Source organism: Acinetobacter johnsonii, assembly GCF_048551975.1.
Lineage (GTDB): Bacteria > Pseudomonadota > Gammaproteobacteria > Pseudomonadales > Moraxellaceae > Acinetobacter > Acinetobacter johnsonii_A.
Genome location: NZ_JBIMCF010000003.1, coordinates 24,814 through 42,853, shown reverse-complemented (window position 1 = coordinate 42,853; position 18,040 = coordinate 24,814). Strand labels below are relative to the sequence as shown.

The 18,040-nt window shown below is 42.6% G+C and carries 15 protein-coding genes; 4 read left to right on the top strand and 11 right to left on the bottom strand.

Features of this window, described 5'->3' with window-relative positions; genetic code table 11:
• Position 1: 1 nt before the first annotated feature.
• Both aceE and ACG9ZB_RS03805 read right to left on the bottom strand, forming a co-directional pair.
• Positions 2 to 2,704 (bottom strand): pyruvate dehydrogenase (acetyl-transferring), homodimeric type, encoded by a 2,703-nt coding sequence (gene aceE / locus ACG9ZB_RS03810; RefSeq protein ID WP_419324240.1) that lies wholly within the window; start codon positions 2,702 to 2,704, stop codon positions 2 to 4.
• Between the two features lie 277 nt (positions 2,705 to 2,981).
• Entirely contained in the window at positions 2,982 to 3,665 is a 684-nt protein-coding gene (locus ACG9ZB_RS03805) for a M23 family metallopeptidase (RefSeq protein ID WP_004691723.1), read from the bottom strand.
• Between the two features lie 108 nt (positions 3,666 to 3,773).
• Here ACG9ZB_RS03805 and ACG9ZB_RS03800 point away from each other — a divergent pair, with 108 nt between their 5' ends.
• Positions 3,774 to 4,214, top strand: a complete 441-nt coding sequence (locus ACG9ZB_RS03800) for a hypothetical protein (RefSeq protein WP_058951534.1) — start codon at positions 3,774 to 3,776, stop codon at positions 4,212 to 4,214.
• Positions 4,215 to 4,311: 97 nt separating this feature from the next.
• Here ACG9ZB_RS03800 and lpxC read toward each other — a convergent pair whose 3' ends face one another.
• From lpxC to ACG9ZB_RS03755, 9 genes are all read right to left on the bottom strand, one after another.
• Complete coding sequence (lpxC, locus tag ACG9ZB_RS03795) at positions 4,312 to 5,214, bottom strand: UDP-3-O-acyl-N-acetylglucosamine deacetylase (protein WP_419324238.1); 903 nt, start codon at positions 5,212 to 5,214, stop codon at positions 4,312 to 4,314.
• Between the two features lie 123 nt (positions 5,215 to 5,337).
• Positions 5,338 to 6,534 carry a cell division protein FtsZ gene (ftsZ, locus tag ACG9ZB_RS03790; protein WP_419324236.1) on the bottom strand — a complete coding sequence of 399 codons (1,197 nt, stop codon included), beginning with the start codon at positions 6,532 to 6,534 and terminating at the stop codon, positions 5,338 to 5,340.
• A 163-nt stretch (positions 6,535 to 6,697) separates the two neighbouring features.
• Positions 6,698 to 7,960 carry a cell division protein FtsA gene (gene ftsA / locus ACG9ZB_RS03785; protein ID WP_419324234.1) on the bottom strand — a complete coding sequence of 421 codons (1,263 nt, stop codon included), beginning with the start codon at positions 7,958 to 7,960 and terminating at the stop codon, positions 6,698 to 6,700.
• Positions 7,961 to 8,026: 66 nt separating this feature from the next.
• The gene (locus ACG9ZB_RS03780) at positions 8,027 to 8,881 is read right to left on the bottom strand and encodes a cell division protein FtsQ/DivIB (RefSeq protein ID WP_058870508.1); all 855 of its coding nucleotides are present in this window, start codon (positions 8,879 to 8,881) and stop codon (positions 8,027 to 8,029) included.
• A complete protein-coding gene (locus ACG9ZB_RS03775; RefSeq protein WP_419324232.1) occupies positions 8,882 to 9,811 on the bottom strand; it encodes a D-alanine--D-alanine ligase in 930 nt (309 codons plus the stop codon).
• Positions 9,812 to 9,867: 56 nt separating this feature from the next.
• Positions 9,868 to 11,316: a UDP-N-acetylmuramate--L-alanine ligase gene (gene murC, locus ACG9ZB_RS03770; RefSeq protein ID WP_130235463.1), complete on the bottom strand. Its 1,449-nt coding sequence runs from the start codon at positions 11,314 to 11,316 to the stop codon at positions 9,868 to 9,870.
• Positions 11,317 to 11,328: 12 nt separating this feature from the next.
• Entirely contained in the window at positions 11,329 to 12,426 is a 1,098-nt protein-coding gene (murG, locus tag ACG9ZB_RS03765) for an undecaprenyldiphospho-muramoylpentapeptide beta-N-acetylglucosaminyltransferase (protein ID WP_419324230.1), read from the bottom strand.
• 480 nt (positions 12,427 to 12,906) lie between these two features.
• Entirely contained in the window at positions 12,907 to 13,851 is a 945-nt protein-coding gene (gshB, locus tag ACG9ZB_RS03760) for a glutathione synthase (protein WP_419324516.1), read from the bottom strand.
• Positions 13,852 to 14,066: 215 nt separating this feature from the next.
• The gene (locus ACG9ZB_RS03755; RefSeq protein ID WP_348922537.1) at positions 14,067 to 14,549 is read right to left on the bottom strand and encodes a glutathione peroxidase; all 483 of its coding nucleotides are present in this window, start codon (positions 14,547 to 14,549) and stop codon (positions 14,067 to 14,069) included.
• Positions 14,550 to 14,727: 178 nt separating this feature from the next.
• Here ACG9ZB_RS03755 and ACG9ZB_RS03750 point away from each other — a divergent pair, with 178 nt between their 5' ends.
• The 3 genes from ACG9ZB_RS03750 (at position 14,728) to ACG9ZB_RS03740 (ending at position 17,863) form a co-directional block, all read left to right on the top strand.
• Entirely contained in the window at positions 14,728 to 15,180 is a 453-nt protein-coding gene (locus ACG9ZB_RS03750) for a MarR family winged helix-turn-helix transcriptional regulator (protein ID WP_419324227.1), read from the top strand.
• Entirely contained in the window at positions 15,181 to 15,378 is a 198-nt protein-coding gene (locus tag ACG9ZB_RS03745) for a DUF3565 domain-containing protein (RefSeq protein WP_130235468.1), read from the top strand.
• Positions 15,379 to 15,577: 199 nt separating this feature from the next.
• Positions 15,578 to 17,863: a TonB-dependent receptor gene (locus ACG9ZB_RS03740; protein WP_419324225.1), complete on the top strand. Its 2,286-nt coding sequence runs from the start codon at positions 15,578 to 15,580 to the stop codon at positions 17,861 to 17,863.
• The last annotated feature ends 177 nt before the right edge of the window (positions 17,864 to 18,040 follow it).

Sequence of the window (18,040 nt, the reverse complement as noted above, 5' to 3'; positions counted from 1 at the left end):
CTTATTTCTCCTCTTTGTAGTCAGCTACAGCGTGTACAGATGGCGTTGCTTGTGGCGCCCATGCCACTGGACGATCCGTATCTAATTCAAATGTAGAGATGGCATCTTTCACTAAGCGTGCATCCACTTCACCTTCATCAGCCAATTTTTTCAGTGTGGCAACAACAATATGCGCTGCATCTACACCAAAGTAACTACGTAATTTAGCGCGTGAATCTGAACGACCATAACCATCTGTACCCAATGCTACGAATGGACGATTGTCTGGAAGATATGCACGAATTTGTTCGCTATAAGCACGCATATGATCTGTTGCTGAAACCACGATACCTTCTGTACCGCGCAATTGCTCAGTCACCCAAGCCTCTTTCACATTCTCGCTCATTGGATGCAAGCGGTTGTATTCTTCACATGCCATACCATCACGTGCAAGTTCATTGAAACTTGTTACGCTAAATACATTTGAATGGATTTGGTATTCATCACGTAAGATTTGAGCAGCTTTAATGACTTCACGCAGAATCACACCTGAACCCATCAACTGAACAGTGGCTTTTTCATCTTTTTGAAGTAAGTACATACCACGTTTAATGCCTTCTTCAGCACCTTGTGGCATTTCAGGATGCTCGTAGTTTTCGTTCATTACCGTTAAGTAATAGAAAATACGCTCTTGGTTCACATACATGCGTTGTAAACCATCATGCACAATAACTGCTAATTCATAACCAAAGCATGGGTCATAAGACACACAGTTCGGAATCGTATTGGCTAAAATATGCGAGTGACCATCTTGGTGTTGTAAACCTTCACCGTTTAGCGTGGTACGACCTGCGGTTGCACCCAATAAGAAACCTTGTGCTTGTGCATCACCTGCAGCCCATGCAATGTCGCCAATACGTTGAAAACCAAACATAGAGTAGTACATGTACATTGGAATCATGGGTAAGTTATTGGTTGAATAACTGGTTGCCAATGCTGCCCAAGCGCTCATTGCACCTGCTTCGTTAATGCCTTCTTGAAGCATATGACCATCTTTTGCTTCACGGTAATGCATCAACTGTTCTTGGTCTTCAGGCGTGTAATGCTGACCATTGGCTGCATAAATACCTAACTGACGGAACATACCTTCTAGACCGAAAGTACGTGCTTCATCAGGAACGATTGGCACAACACGGTCTTTAATTGCTTTTTCTTTTAACAATGCAGCAATTAAACGAACCATCACCATGGTGGTTGATTGTTCTTTGCCTTGGGAGCCTTTTAATACTGCATCAAAGACAGAAAGTTGTGGAATAGCCAACTGTTCACTTTCTTTGCGACGTGCAGGCAAATAACCACCTAGTGCTTCACGACGTGCCTTCATATATTTCAATTCAGGCGAGTTTTCGCTTGGACGATAGAAAGGCACTTCTTCTAATTGCTCATCGTTAAATGGCAAATTGAAGCGATCACGTACATATTTTAAAGATTCGATTTGCATCTTTTTGATTTGATGCGTTTTGTTTACTGCTTCAATTTCATCAGACAAACCATAACCTTTTACAGTTTTCGCTAAGATTACAGTTGGTTGACCTTTGGCTGTACATGCTTCTGCATAGGCTGCAAAAACTTTGTACGGGTCATGACCACCACGATTTAGATTATCAATATCTTCATCGCTTAAATCTTTAATCAACTCAGCCGCTTCTGGGTATTTACCAAAGAATTTTTCGCGTGCATATGCACCGCCCTTCACTTGTAAGCGTTGGTATTCGCCATCCAGTGTTTCTTCCATAACCGCTTTTAAAGCACCAGTGCTGTCTTTAGCCAGTAGTGGGTCCCAATGACGGCCCCAAACCACTTTAATGACACGCCAGCCCGCACCACGGAATAAAGATTCTAATTCTTGAATAATTTTACCGTTACCACGTACTGGACCGTCTAGACGCTGTAAGTTACAGTTTACAACCCAAATGAGATTGTCTAATTTTTCACGACCCGCAAGTGAAATTGCACCTGTGCTTTCTGGCTCATCCATCTCGCCATCACCAAGGTATGCCCAAACTTTGCGATTTTCTTCTTTAATCAAACCACGATTCATCAAATATTTTTGAATATGTGCTTGGTAAATCGACATGATTGGGCCAAGACCCATCGATACAGTTGGGAACTGCCAATAATCAGGCATTAAGTATGGATGCGGATAAGAAGGTAAGCCAACACCGTCCACTTCGCGACGGAAATTGTTTAGATGCTCTTCAGTCAAACGACCTTCAAGAAATGAACGCGCATAGATTCCTGGCGCACAGTGACCTTGATAATAGATCATGTCACCGCCAAAGCTATCACTATTCGCACGGAAGAAATGGTTAAAACCCACATCATATAAAGTTGCTGAAGATGCGAAACTTGCCAAGTGACCACCTAAGTCATCACCCGTTTTATTGGCACGGAGTACCATCGCTAAGGCGTTCCAACGAATCAACGCACGGATACGACGCTCCATGTCTTGATCGCCTGGCATTGCAGGTTCTTCAGCCACTGAAATTGTATTTAAATAAGGCGTGTTTAAACGCTGAATAGGGACATGTTTAGCGATTGCTTGTTGATACAGTTTTTCTAGTAGAAAAGCTGCACGCTCAGTCCCCATGTGTTGTAAAACGGAGTCAAACGCATCTTGCCATTCTTGCGTTTCTTGCGCGTCAGTATCACCATAAAACGCCATAATTCACCTATTTCGATATCCTAATCTTATACGCTAATATGTATCATACTTTCGTCCTATAAGAGTATCGCTACAGCTGAATATGGCTGAGCTCTACTATTTAGCAACTAAATAGTCATTGACTATTCGTTACCCAAGATAACAAAAAACCGCCAATTTAGGCGGTTTTTTATACATTTAATGCTGTTTTTTGATGCTAACTTAGATTCCGTCAGAGCTGTATTCCTTTTTCAAGCATCGGACCAATGGTAAGTTCGGATCATCCGATCAAATCGGATTAAGGCAACATGGCTAGATAAGTCGATGGGTTTTTGCGTTGACCATCTTTAACTACTTCATAGTGTAAATGTGGGCCAGTACAACGACCTGTACAACCAACATTAGCAATATGTTCACCCGCGTCTACACGGTCGCCAACACGAGCAATTAAACGTGATGCATGGGCATAGCGCGTGATGTAACCATTGCCATGGTTAATTTCAACGTATTGACCATAGCCCGTCCCCCAACCTGACTTGGTCACAATCCCTGGACCTGTCGCATAAATCGGTGTACCGCTTGGCGCAGCAAGATCTAGACCTGAGTGGCGCTCAGCACGACCATTCATAGTACGGCCGCCGTAACTTGAGCTCACACGTGCACTTGGAAGTGGGTGTGTCACTAACCACGAATATGCATTATTTGAAAAACTTTTTGCAGAGAATTCTGAACCGTATTTTTTCGCCAGTGAAGCGTTGTTAAGTTCAACCGTTTTTTCACGGAGCTGAACGGTCATTTTCGTTTCGGCAGGAACATCAATATCATTAGATTCAGTATAAGCACCTTCTGATAAAGTGCGTGTCAATTGCTCAATTCGATCCGAAGATGCATTATTTGTATTGAGTTCTACCAAATCAGCGAAGGCTACTGAAGCAGCCGATGCTGCAAAAGAAAAAGCCAACAAAATACGTCGCATATGCATAAAAAACCTCTTAAAACTGTTTTTACGAATGTTTCTTGCGTGATCTCGTCCTTGATATCTACCGAAAGAAGCGCATAAGATTAAGACATTAACATGAAGGAAATATGTATGTCCGAACCAGTGAATCTCTTTCAACAAACCAGAAAACACATAAAAACAGGAAACTTAACGTTTCTCTCAAAGCAAGTAACTGCATGGCAGAAACTTACAAAACTGATTCAACCTCTCCTACCGCAACCAGAGCAGTGGCAGGTTGTTTGTTATCAATATGGTATTTTGACGATTACCGGCGAAAATCAAGCGATGATTAGTCAACTTGGTTACCTTCAAAAACAATATATTGCACAACTGTCGGAACTTGAGGAGTTTAAAGACCTACAAAAACTCCAAGTTCGTTTGAGAATCCCCTCTCAAACACCCGCAAAGATACAATCTATTTCAAGATCGCTAAGCACAGAAACTCAAGACTTAATTCGAGGTGCTGCTGACTTTGTGAGCGACCCTAAGCTTAGCCAAGCAATGCGCCGTTTGGCAAGCAAAAAAAAGTAACCTCGTCGCGACTAGCTTCAGAATTGCTTTTTTAAAATGATAGATTCATCACACTTAACATTATTACAATATAACATCACACAAGAAAGACAATGACTTAAGTCACACTCACATAAGGAATTGGACACTGATCTTCGTCATTAAATGTTACAATTTCATAACTACTTGGATCACTTTGGACATTGCGCAATAATTGATTATTTAAAGCATGCCCAGACTTATATCCATCAAATTTGGCAATAATTTGGTGGCCGAGCAAATAAAGATCCCCCACCGCATCTAATATTTTGTGACGAACAAATTCATCTGAGAAGCGCAAACCTTCTTCATTCACCACACCGGTTTCATCAACACCAATGGCATTGTCTAAACTTGCCCCCAAAGCGAGATTATTGGCCTTGAGATAGTCCAAATCTTTCATAAAACCAAAAGTACGGGCTTCGCTGACTTCATAAACAAAAGTTTCGGTTGAAAAATCGATCGTGGCAGACTGATATTCTTTCTTAAAAGCAGGATGGTCGAAGTCAATGGTGAAGTTGAGTTGAAAACCCTCATGCGGGCGGAAAATAGCGCGCTTGTCGTCGATAAGTGCTTCAACGGGCTTGAGTATTTTAATAAATTTTTTAGGGGCATCCAGTTCTTTGAGACCGCCTTGCATGAGCAAGTAAATAAACGGACCTGCACTGCCATCCATAATTGGGACTTCAGATGCAGACACTTCAATGATCAGGTTATCAATACCCAGACCTGCAATTGCACTCATGACATGTTCAATCGTACCCACTTTGGCATCTTCTTGAACTAGGTTTGAACACATGAAGGCTTCTTGGATCAACATCGCATTTGCACGAATGTCGATGGGTGGATTGAGATCGATACGACGAAACACAATTCCTCCGTCCGCATGATGTGGCACAAAGTTAATTAAGACTTTTTGACCACTATGCAAACCAATGCCGCTTGCTTTAACGACACGTTGTAGAGTTCTTTGTTTCAACATGTTTCATATCATCTCACCACTAAACCGCTATACGTTAGCATATTTAGCCATTGATAAAAAACAAAAAGGTAGTCAGAGACTACCTTTTCTTCATCACATGTGGCCTAACCACATAGACAAATACTACTTACGTTGTTGATTTTTCAAGTAATCTTGAATACTCATTGGTGTTGGACGTGCAGCACTCACTGTCGATGCAGAACTCGCTGCAGGAGCCGCGTCTTGGTTCTGACGCTGGATTGCAGGCACATCATCATCTTCAACAACCGCTTGCGTTGCATGCCCATGTTGTGCTACCTGCACATGTGCACTTGGACGCTTCACTGGCTCAGCAGAATCTGCTGAATTTCGAGTTAGACCTGTTGCAATGACAGTGACACTAATTTCATCACGCGCATCTGGATCAAATACAGTACCATAGAAGACTTGGCCTTCGTCTAGATCGACAATTTGGTTCACAACATCAGTAATTTCTTCAATTTCGCCAAACGTAACGTCATCACCACCCGTTACATTAATCAGAATCCCTTTGGCATTCATAATGGTGACATTATCTAGCAATGGACTACGGATCGCTTGTTCAGCTGCTTGACGTGCACGGTTTTCACCACGACCTAAACCCGCACCCATCATGGCATAACCACGTGTGCTCATCGCAGTTTTCAAGTCAGCAAAGTCAAGGTTAATATGACCTGGGCGTACCACTAAATCAAAGATACTACGGACCGCATTTAATAAGACATCATCCGCTTTTTTATAGGCATCTTTCATTGAAATGTCACGGAAAACTTTTAACAAACGTTGGTTTGGAATGATGATTAAAGAATCTACATGCGCTTCTAATGCTTCAATGCCTTGCTCAGCAGACTGAAGACGACGCTTACCTTCAAAGTTAAACGGTGTCGTTACCACGCCTACGGTTAAAATACCCATTTCTTTGGCAATTTCAGCAACCACTGGCGCAGCACCTGTACCTGTACCACCGCCCATGCCGGCAGTGACAAATACCATGTCAGTGCCTTCAAGGTGTTGACGAATCAAGTCACGACTTTCTTCAGCCGCGGCTTGACCTACATTTGGATTGGCGCCCGCACCTAAACCACGAGTACTTTGCTCACCCAACTGGATTTTGAATTGTGCATTCATACGGTCTAGCGCTTGCTTGTCCGTATTGGCACATACAAATTTTACACCTTGAATATCTGACTCAAGCATGTGTTGTACGGCGTTACCACCTGCACCACCAACACCAAACACAGTAAAACGGGCTTGACCGTTGCTATCGGTTTGATCATCTTCTAAAAATTCAAATGAGGCCATGACCTATAGATTTCCTAATTCGTTATTGGCAGTCACTTAAGCCCGTATACTGCCTTGATCTTAATAAACAAAATTGCTTTTAAGCATGCTGTGCAAGCCATAGCTTGTCAAGTTTAAGCGATGCGTAGTAGAACTTCTTAACAATATTCCAAAAAAATTCAACTTAAAAAACAGATTTCAGCTTTTCATTGAGTCCAGACCAAGCACGTCCAACGCGTTTAATCAGAGACAGTTTTTCTCTATCTTCTGGCTCCACTATGGTTTCTTGTGTTTCGCTCTGACTAAACATCAACAAACCTGCGGCAGTGGCATATTGAGAGCGACGTAGTGCGGCAATATTTTGCTCATCTGCTGTCACTTGCACAGGTGGATTACCCAAATGCGCAGACACCCCCAACATACGACGAGTCAACATCACCATACCTTCGATTTGACTGGCATCACCAGTTAACACCACACCATGATACAAACCATGAATCGCACCATTACGCTCTAGCTCTTGGCGAACTTGACCTAAAATTTCTTCATAACGCGCAATCACGATTTCAGTCAGCTCAATACGACTAATCGTTTGCGGACCATCAATCCCTTGGATCTGAATCATATGGTCCGGTTTAACCGACTTAATGTCGACACACCCATAGAGTAATTTAATTCGCTCAGCTTCTTCAGTGGTGGTTTGTAACACAGCAGCAATATCACGGGTGACATGTTCGCCACCACGCTGCAAAGTATGTGTCAACGCCAAACGACCATCCAAATACACCGCAATGTTGGTGGTACCTGCACCAATATCGACTAAACAAACGCCATACTCTTTTTCATCTTTGAGTAGACTCGCTTCTGCCGTTGCCAGACAAGACACCACCAGTTTCTCCACCCCGATGTTCGCGCCTTTTAAGGCCCGATCAAGGTTTTGCATGGTGCTAATTGGTAACATCATCAACTGATAATGACCAATCATGCTGTGGGCAGACATCCGTATTGGGTTTTGTACCCACTCAGTGGAGTCATCCAGCTCAAAGCCCAGTGGAACAGCACTAACCAAATAATGATCCGAGGTCATGTGGCTGGCTTTGGCCAACTCTAATGCACGAACCACTTCACTTGTTGTAATTGTATGGTCAGTATTTTCAACTGGCGTTCGTCCAGATGCATAAAAGCTTTTTAACTCGGCACTTGGGATTGAGACCCACGCGGAATGGACACGGCATTCAGCCATATCTTCTGCTTCTTGCACGGCATTTTTTATCGCTGTAATGACTTTATCAAGACTTACAATTTTTCCTTTATTCATGCCTCGGTTACGAGCAGTTGCCATTCCTATCACTTGGATATTGTCTGGCGCATGTACCTTACCAATCAAAACTGAAACTTTGTGCGTCCCAATGTCAATCGCAACAACTGAGGGAACCGCTTCATTCATTATTTACTACTACCATCACATGTTTGTTTAATTTATGGCTTTATGCCTCTGTTTTAAAGCCAAGTATTATGGCTTTGCTGCTGCTCCACCTGCAATGCTTGTGTCATCAATCGTTACAACAAAATGACCATTTGCTATCTTTGGTGCGGCAGCATTTTTCCATTGGATGGCCAAGCCATTCCGATAACGCAAATCAATGGCAGATACTTTGGCCCAAACTGGCTTCAAATCACTTTGAGCTAAATAACTCAAACGTTGCAGCTTACTCATGGTTTGATCCTGATCTACGATAACACGTAAACCTGAATCGAACTGCATAAACCAAGTCATACGCTCCGTTAAATATAGTTCTTTTAAACGAAGGTTGACTGGCTGGAATAATTGATTAATTTCATTATAACGGCGCATCATCATTTTAGACTGACTGATTGGGCCGTGTAATAAAGGCAAATTCTGATTATTTTTCGGTGTCACTTCGCTAAATACGTCACCACTGTCACTTAAGAGACGCCCTGTCCCCCAACGTGCAATTGCATGCCGCGGCATAACGCGAACGCGAATCGCATTCGGCCATGCCCGCGAAACCACCACGCGATCGACCCAAGCCAGCTCTAAAGTGCGATCACGAATCTCTTCTAAATCTGAGGTGAAATAATTATGAGTAATGGCGGGCGAAACATGTCCCATCACCTGATTTTTTTCCGCCTCAGAACGTACACCTACCACATCAAGTTCGGCCACACGTGCATCTGTCATGACTTGATATAAGCCATAAATCCCAACCAATAGTACCGCCACAGCAACGACCAACATCACCCAACCACCGAAGTTGGCAAGCTTTTCCTTACGCGTCGGCGGTTTATCGTGTATCGACGTAATCGCTGCGCGTTTACGGCGCATAGAAGCGGGTAATTGCGCCATTTAGTGAGTCGCACCTGTCAGTGTTTGCTCTAAAATTTGGATACAAAGCGCATCAAAGCTATAACCCACTGCATTTGCTGCTTTCGGTACCAAAGAGTGACTGGTCATCCCAGGTACTGTATTCACTTCTAGTAACCAGAAATTGCCTTGCTCATCTTGCATCGCATCAATACGACCCCAACCACTTGCACCCACCGCTTGGAATGCACGGAGGCAAAGCGCTTGCAACTTTTGCTCTTCTTCAGCACTTAAGCCACACGGAATTCCGTATTCCACATCATTACGTTGATATTTCGCTTCATAATCATAAAAAGCCACATCCGCAGGCGGTTGTAGACGAATCACAGGTAGCGGTTGACCATTTAAAAATGAAATGGTGAACTCGCGTCCCGTAATCCATTTTTCAGCCATCACCACAGCATCGTGTTGGGTCGCTTTGGCAATTGCCGCTGCCAAATCTTCTGCTTTTTCAACTTTACTCATGCCGACACTTGAACCTTCATGTACTGGCTTGATAATCAGTGGAAGACCCAAATTCGCCACCACTTCAGCTAAATCTGACTCTTGGCCAATGATGCGATAAGGCGCTGTTGGTAAGTCTGAACCCTGCCAAATTTGCTTGGTTTTAACTTTATCCATACCAATGGCAGAACCCTGTACGCCTGTTCCGGTATACGGGATGTTGAGCCACTCTAAGACACCTTGGATTTGACCGTCTTCCCCACCGCGACCATGCAACACAACAAACGCACGGTCATAACCGACCAATTCGGTCACACTACGCTCTTTCGGGTCAAAAGCTTCTGCATTTACACCAGAACGAACTAATGCTTCAAGTACAGCTGCACCACTATCTAGAGAAACCTCACGCTCAGCAGATTTACCACCAAGCAACACCGCTACTTTGCCGAATTTTGAAGCATTTGACACGTTGATATCCTTAAACTTTATGACTGTTTTATTCAATGAGTAATCACAAAACGTGATTATTTTAAATATAAATGATTGCTTGCAAGCTCAACCGAGATAGCTCCCACATTACCTGCGCCTTGCGTCAATAACAAGTCATCTGCTTGTAACACTTTTTTCAACACATGCTGCAAATTACCTTCGACCGGATCGATCAAAATCGGCTCTACATCGCCACGTAAACGAATACTACGCGCCAATGAACGGCTATCTGCTCCCACAATCGGTTTTTCACCCGCAGGATAGACTTCAAGCAGCAACAACTGATCGACATGTGACAGTACATCCACAAAGTCATCGAAACAATCACGGGTACGGCTAAAACGGTGTGGCTGGAACATCATCACTAAACGGCGGTCTGGATGGCTTGCACGTGCCGCTTTAATGGTCGCTTCAACTTCTTTTGGATGGTGACCATAGTCATCCACCAATTTCACGTTACCGCCGTCGATGTCAAATTCACCTTGGACTTGGAAACGACGACCTACACCGCTGAAACTTTCCAACGCACGTGCAATCGCAGCATCAGACACACCTTCATCGGTTGCAATACCAATCGCCGCAAGTGCATTTAAAATATTATGCAAACCCGGCAAATTGATGGTTAAACGCAAAGGCTCACGATCTTTACGTAATACGGTAAAGTGCGACTGCATGCCTTCTTGTTCAATATCGACTGCACGAATGTCATTGTCTTCGTTAAAACCATACGTGATCAATGGACGACCAATACGCGGCATGATTTCACGAATGTTGGCATCATCGCCACACACCACAGCCAAGCCGTAAAACGGTAGTTTTTGTAAGAACTGTACAAAGGTATCTTTTAGGACATCGAAGCTACCACCATAGGTGTCCATGTGGTCTGCATCAATATTGGTCACAATGGTGGCCATCGGTTGCAGATGCAGGAATGACGCATCTGATTCATCTGCTTCTGCCACGATAAAACGACTCGCGCCCAGCGCAGCATTCACACCAGTACGGTTCAACAAACCACCAATCACATAGGTTGGATCTAGATTTTCTTCTGCCAACATACACGTCACTAGGCTTGTAGTCGTGGTTTTACCATGCGTTCCCGCAACAGCAATCCCATGACGGTAGCGCATCAGCTCACCCAGCATTTCTGCACGGCGCACCACAGGTGTACGCGTTTCAATGGCTGCTTTAATTTCTGGGTTTTCTGCATCAATTGCAGTCGACACCACAATTACGTTTGCCCCTTGAATATTTTCAGCCGTATGCCCGATATAGACTTTGATGCCATTTTCTTCAAGCTGAGCCGTGGTTTTTGATGCTTTGATATCTGAACCTGAGACTTTGTAGCCTTGGTTCTTGAGCACTTCAGCAATACCACACATACCTGCACCACCAATCCCAATAAAATGGATGTGCTTAATACGGCGCATTTCTGGCACTTTAATTAACTTTTTTGCTTGATCAGCAGGCGTAGATGGCGACATAAAATACTCGGTTTACAATGCTTGAATTAAACGAACCACATGTTGGGTTGCATCGGGTTGTGCTTGCTGACGTGCTTTCACTGCCATTTCAGACAATAACTGACGATTCATCAAGGGTAATAATAATTCTTTTAAACTCTCGGGCGTCATGCTTGCTTGTGGGCAAATTTTGGCTGCACCAATATTGGCTAAAAACTTTGCATTGGCCGTTTGGTGATCATCCACTGCACTTGGCAGCGGAACAAAAACCGCAGCCACACCAGCAGTCGCAATCTCGGTCACGGTTAACGCCCCAGCACGGCAAATAATTAAATCAGCATCACTATAAGCTTGGGCCATATTTTCAATAAAAGGGTGAACTTCAACCTGAAGCTGTTCAGGTGCATCGGCATAACGCGCTTGGGTCGTCTCTGCATGGTTTTGACCACACTGATGATAAACGCTTAACGGCACATTCAATTGCTTCAATGCTTCAGGAACACGCTCATTTAACGCTTGTGCACCTAACGAACCGCCCACAATTAAAACTCGAAGCGTGGCTCCAGCTTTTTCACGTTCTTGATAACGCCAAGACGGATTTAAAATTTCCGTAATCTCTTTGCGGACGGGATTACCCGTGGTCACAATTTTATCTTGTGCAGCAAAGGTGTTTGGAAAAGCCTGACACACTGTTTTGGCAATACGTGATAACTGGGTATTGGTAAAACCAGCAATCGCATTCTGCTCATGAATAATCACAGGAATACCCAGTGCGCACGCAGCCAATCCACCAGGCCCAGCGACATAACCCCCAAAGCCCGCGACGGCATCGACTTTGAGCTGCTTCATGTAACGCATTGCACTTAGCGTGGCTTTTAAAATTTTAAAGGGTGCCAATACTTTGCGGACTAAGCCATTGCCGCGCACACCTTGAATATCAATTTGATAAATCGGAATATCATGATTTTTAAGCAGGCGATTTTCCATACCTGTTGGGGTAGCAAGCCACGAGACTTGGCAACCTTGTTGCTGTAATTCCTTAGCCACAGCAAGTGCTGGAAAAACATGCCCGCCCGTTCCGGCAGCCATCATCATTACATGTTTCGGCTTTGTTTGTGTTGCTTCGGTCACAGTCTAATTCTTCAATTCTAAAAATATGGAAACAAAACTCAATTTTAAGCGATCAATTGTAATCACAAACGCATAGTCGCGAAAGATTATTTACTTTTTTTCAACAGCCATTTGATTGTTTTTTTCTACTGATTTTCAAGTTTAAACTAGATTTGTTATCAGATGTGCATTTTAACTCAAACTACAGCATACAATCAGGTTCGACAGCGCAATTGGTGATATTTAAAAATAAAACTATGAAGCTAATTGGAATCAATTATTTAACATCATTCTAAAGCCCAATTCACGTCATTTTAGCGCTTAGAAATACAATCTGAGTGCATACATTTGAGTAGGATGGAAATTTGTAGTGTCTAGCAACATAATCCGCTTTATTTTCAACTAAATTGATACACTTTGCAGCAAAGTACAGCTCTATTTCAAAACCGATCACCACCATGAAAGAAAAAAGGAACCATTTCAGGTTCCTTTTCTGTCGTTTTAGCTGGCTTTGCCTGCTTCTAAGATATCAAATAAAGTATCGGCAATCGAGGTACCAAATTGCGCATCAATCTCACGAATACAGGTTGGACTGGTGACATTAATCTCGGTCACATAATTGCCAATTACATCAAGTCCGACAAAAACCAAACCTTTTTCACGTAAGAAGGGGCCCACTTTTGCAGCAATCGCCTTGTCGTTTTCAGTCAAAGGACGTGCTTGACCCAAACCACCTGCGGCCAAATTCCCACGGACTTCGCCGTTTTGTGGAATACGCGCCAAACAGTACGGAATAGGTTCACCATTGACCAGCAAAATACGCTTATCCCCTTCCACAATTTCAGGAATATAACGCTGCGCCATAATCGGACGTGTGCCCATCTCCGTCAACATTTCCAAAGTTGAGCCAATGTTCACACCATCTTGATATAAACGGAAAATTCCCATGCCACCCATCCCATCGAGAGGCTTCACAATCACATCACCATGTTCTTTGATAAATTCACGAATGAGGCTTTGTTGTGAAGTCACTAATGTAGGGACTTGGAGTTCGGGGAACTGCGTGGCAAACAGTTTTTCATTACAGTCACGTAAGGACTGTGGTTTATTGATAATCCACGCACCTTCACGTTCCGCTTGTTCCAAGATATAGGTGGTGTAGACAAAGTTCATGTCGAACGGTGGATCTTTACGCATCAAAATCACATCGTAATCGGCCAAGGACTCTTTTTGCTGTTCACCCAACTCAAAATAATGATCGTAGTCTTCAAACACTTTTAAGGGAGAAATCAAACCAAAGGCTTTGCCTTGATCGATATATAAATCGTGTTGTAATGCATAACCCAGCTCGTGTCCACGACGGCTTGCGGCCCATAACATAGCGATGGTGGAATCTTTTTTCAGATTCACCGTTTCAATCGGGTCCATTACTACCAGTACACGCATAATTCTCACGCTCATATTTTTTAAACTTGGCAAAAAGTATAGCGAAGTTTTCAGGTTTGGGTGCAACAAGTTGTGTAATAATTAAAGATTAAAAAATCCATTTTATTCAAATAACTACAACACATTGCAGTAACAAATGAGATACTAACTGCTCAATTCAACAAAGGAAGTATGCGCCTATTACCACACGGCAGCTCCTTTCCACACCTTCTCTATTAAGCCAAAAGACGTTGAATATCCTTGGCAATTTTTTCAGGTTTAACAATTGGCGCATAACGTTTCACCACCTGCCCTTTTTGGTTAATGAGAAACTTAGTGAAATTCCACTTGATGCTTTGGCTACCTAAAATGCCTTTAGCTTCAGTGGTTAAATACTGATACAGCGGATGCGCTGTAGGCCCATTCACGTTAACTTTTGCAAACATTGGGAAAGAGACCCCATAGTTACGCTGGCAAAAGCTGCCGATCTCTTCATTACTCGCAGGGTCTTGCTGCGCAAATTGGTTACAAGGAAAACCTAAAATCAGCAGGCCTTGCTGTTGATAGTCCTGATATAACTTTTCCAGGCCTTCAAATTGCGGGGTTAAACCACATTGGCTGGCGGTATTCACCACCAATAAAACCTTGCCCTGATAATCGGCCAGATTTTTTTGCTCGCCTTCCAACAGTTCAGCCTGAAAATCATAAATTGTGGTCATTACATCTCTTCCATTCATCAAAATGTCATTTAAAGTCGCTTCAAGTTCTGAATCGATCTCAGCCTTAAATAAATATCGCACACAATTAACTTGTACACAAGATTATTATGCGCAATATACTTTCATCCCTATTTCATTTATACTGCTTTACAGACATTAACAACTAAGGACATGCAATATGGCTGACACCCCACTTTTAGAAAACCGCGTGTGTTTTGCCATGTATTCCGCAACCAATGCCATGGTTCGTCAATACCGTCCACGCTTACAAATTTACGATCTGACCTATCCGCAATTTATTGTTTTGTTGGCTTTATACGAGCAGGACAATGTGACACTGAACGAGATTGGACAAAAAACCTTTTTTGACTCAGGCACCTTAACCCCGATTATTAAAAAACTAGAAGAAAAACAGTTTTTAAAGCGTGTTGCTGTCAAAGAAGATGAACGTATGAAAAAAGTCGTTCTGCTGGAAAAAGCACTCTTAGCCAAAGATAAAATTATAGCCATTCCATTTGAGCTGGCGTGTTCTTTAGGTCTAGATCCCGATGATTTGGTAGCCATCCATCAACTGTGTCAGCGTTTTTTAAACGGCTTAGAACAGCCTCAACACGTCAGTCGAGGTACTTAAGTGCAACAAGCGATTGTCGGTTTTCATCTCGATGCAGAACATCATTGGGTGGCGGAGCTTTCCTGTGGCCACACACAACATGTCCGCCATACTCCACCGTGGCAAAACCGCCCTTGGGTACAAACTGAGCAAGGACGTCAAGAAAAAATAGGCGTTCTTTTAAGCTGTAAAAAATGCATGGAAAATCCTGTTCAATAACGCTTTTCCAATGTCCTTATGATTTTAAATTTATTACCTATCAAATACTTAAGATAATTAAACAGCACCTTTAGCCATTCTTTTAAACCCAATCCAATTATGTAGGAAAAATGAATTTTCCACGAAGTCTTGTTCATTTTTGGTAAATGATTATACTTCTCATTTTTATTGGCAATTCAATCTCTCCGAGCCTTAAATTATGATGAAATTTTCACCACAGCCGCTTTGTGGTTCTAACCTATTCAAATATAGCCTTCTCAGCTTTATGATTTTAAATGCGCATGCAGCCTATGCTGATGAAACGATGCTACAAAATAATGAGAACCCTTCTTCTCTAGCAACGACAAAAAAATCGAGCACAGCAGCAGTTTTGCCTACTTTGAAAGTTGAGGCAATGAGTGAACTTGATCCAATCAAAAGCTATGTCGATTACGATCAAGCAAATGTCACCCGTAATGGTTTAAAGAAAAAAGACATTCCTCAAACCATCGACACCATCGATGTACAGAAATATAAAATCTATGGCTCTAACGACCTCAGTGTAATGTTACAAGGTACACCAGGGGTATCCACCAGCTATGATACGCGTGGTGATGGCATTACCCTCCGTGGTTTCTCTGCCGACTCGGGTGATATTTACCGTGATGGTATTCGTGAAAGTGGCCAAGTGCGTCGTAGTACAGCCAACATTGAACGGATCGAAATTTTAAAAGGCCCTGCCTCGGTGTTATATGGTCGTAGTGCTGGCGGCGGTGTGGTCAATATGGTGAGTAAATACGCCAACTTTGACTCAAAAAGCTCAGTCGGTACTTACGTAGGCTCATATGATAACTACGGTGCAACAGCAGATATTAACCAAGTGTTGAATGACAATTGGGCTGTCCGTTTAACAGGTGAATACGGTGAAGCGGATAGTTTCCGTTCAGGCATTGACAGTAAAATTGAAATGATCTCGCCAAGTTTCACTTATAAAAATGATGATGAAACCCTCACGTGGACCACACAATATACTTATGACAAATTAGGTCGAGTACCTGACCGTGGTCCAAGTTATAGTGTTTTACCTGCTGGCACATCGATTAAAACGGGTTTTGCTCAAGAGGGTGATTATGTTAATGACGTGCTACAGGTCATTCGCTCAGATGTAAGTTATGAATTTGCGCCAAATTGGACTTTCCATTGGGCTGCGAGCTACAGACAAGCCGAACAAAACTTTGATCATTTTTATGGTGGTACCTACTGTGCTTCGAATGAAACCACCAGTAATGGTGAAAGTAGTAAAGCGGGTGCCGGTTTTACTCCTGTAGATCAACGTCGCTGCTATAACAATGTCGGAAAAATTTCGCAAAACTATTACTGGCAGCAAACATCTAATCGAACCACCACCAATACGTGGGATATTACAGGTGAGTTTGATACGGGCGCTATTAAACATAATCTTTTAGTGGGTACCGATTGGACCTATGAACAAAGAGAACCGAAACTTTCTAATAAAAACGCCAATGGCAGTCGAATTGATGGTTTTTATGACCCACTTACAGGTCAACTAACACAGAATAATCGTGATAACGGTGCTAAAACCATTACTCAGCATAATTATAATGAAGGCACAAGCTACGGCTTTTTCATTCAAGACTTAATTAGTTTTAATGAATATTTCAAAGTAATGCTTGGTGCACGTTATGATTATTACGATACATCAACCACCAATAAATTATTAGCTTCTTCCGACATCAATTACCATCGTAGTATCAATGATGAAAGCTTTAGCCCCAACATTGGTTTCATTTGGCAACCCACAGATCAACACAGCTTCTATGCTTCATACAATAAAAGCTTTGCACCGTTTGGTGGGCGTGTAGGTGTCAGTGTTGTATCCGCAAATACCAATCTGAATACCTTTGATTCAGAACCTCAATATAATGAGCAATATGAAATTGGGGTCAAAAGTGACTGGTTTGACGACCGTTTAAATACACAGCTCTCTATTTTTGACATTCGCAAAAATAATATTCGTTATGTACCTGATGACACTAAACCTGAAGAATGGGCAACTGCGGGTGAACATCAATCTAAAGGTCTAGAGTTTAGTTTTATCGGTCGCGTATTGGATAATGTATTTGTCCGTGGTGGATATGGTTATCTAAAAGCCGAAGTTAAAAAAGACAAGCAAAATCCAGGTAATGTGAATAAAGTGCTAAATAATGCGCCTGAACATACGGGTAACTTATTTGTCCGCTACTTACCTACCGAAAAACTTTATGGTGAAGTCGGTGTGACTTATGTGGGCTCTTACTATCCAAACATCAATAACTTGACCAAGATGGATGGTTTCAATCGTGTCGATGCAGCGATTGGTTATAGTGCTGATCCATGGAACCTGACCTTAGCTGTCAGTAACTTGACCAATAAAGAATATTGGCGTTCAGACTCTATGCCAGGTACACCACGTAGCTTCCTCATGCGTTTGAACTACCAGTTCTAAACCCCTTCAGTTAAAACGCCATCTCAAGCGGAACAGGTCACTGTTCCGTTTTTTTATGCTTAGCAATGGATGACTATGCCAATCAATGCATGCTTCGAACCTTTTATTATAAAACGCAAGAAACGGATTTTCAGGCCTCGCTGGATTTGTTAGTGTTTTCTTAAGTTAAGTGATTTC